Source organism: Sphingomonas sp. 2378 (assembly GCF_038084995.1).
GTDB lineage: Bacteria > Pseudomonadota > Alphaproteobacteria > Sphingomonadales > Sphingomonadaceae > Sphingomonas.
Genome location: NZ_JAXCMJ010000137.1, coordinates 1 through 386, shown reverse-complemented (window position 1 = coordinate 386; position 386 = coordinate 1). Strand labels below are relative to the sequence as shown.

Sequence of the window (386 nt, the reverse complement as noted above, 5' to 3'; positions counted from 1 at the left end):
CCGGTCGAGCGTCACCCCGAACAGGAAGCGCAGCGCCGATACCGTGGCGCCGATGACGGACTCGCTGACGCCATGCTCGCGCTGGTGAAGCTGAAAGCGTCGCACATCCTCTGCCGTCGCGGTATCCGGCGGGCGTTTCAGGAACGCCGCGAAGGCGCGGACGTGGCGGACATAGTCGTGCTGCGTCCGCGCCCGCATCGAACGCATCGCCATATCGTCGAGCATCCGCTGACGCAGCGGGGTAATGGGGGCTTAGGTCGGTGACGTCGTCATGACAGGGTTCCTCATGTTGAAGGAACCCCATCGTCTGCCTCCGATGCCGCAGGGACAAACCTCAAAGCAGGCGCGCTACCTCACCGCCAACACCACTGCCGCGCAGCGGCTTC

The 386-nt window shown here is 65.5% G+C and carries 1 protein-coding gene; it reads right to left on the bottom strand.

Annotated features, from left to right (window positions below):
* A partial coding sequence (locus SM191_RS19645) for a phage integrase N-terminal SAM-like domain-containing protein (RefSeq protein ID WP_341507671.1) occupies positions 1 to 225 on the bottom strand: 225 nt, incomplete at its 3' end.
* Between the last annotated feature and the right edge of the window lie 161 nt (positions 226 to 386).